The sequence below is a fragment of the Pandoraea sp. ISTKB genome, assembly GCF_001721285.1.
GTDB classification, from domain to species: Bacteria; Pseudomonadota; Gammaproteobacteria; order Burkholderiales; family Burkholderiaceae; genus Pandoraea; species Pandoraea capi.
On the sequence record NZ_MAOS01000016.1, the window covers coordinates 1 to 273 of the forward strand.

1 pseudogene is annotated in these 273 nt (G+C 63.0%); it reads right to left on the reverse strand.

The features are described 5' to 3' along the window. Positions 1 to 273, reverse strand: a pseudogene (tuf, locus tag A9762_RS03955) (elongation factor Tu); the annotation flags it as partial.

A 273-nucleotide genomic window follows, 5' to 3' on the forward strand; every position in this document is an offset into this window, starting at 1 on the left:
CACCACCGTGCCGCGACCCGAGATCGAGAACACGTCTTCCACCGGCATCAGGAACGGCTTGTCGACAGCGCGCTCCGGCGTCGGGATGTACGAATCCAGTGCGTCGGCCAGGTTCATGATGGCCACTTCGCCCAGCTCGCCCTTGTCGCCTTCCAGTGCCAGCTTTGCCGAACCCTTGATGATCGGGGTGTCGTCGCCCGGGAAGTCGTACTTCGAGAGAAGCTCGCGCACTTCCATTTCGACCAGCTCGAGCAGCTCGGCGTCGTCGACCAT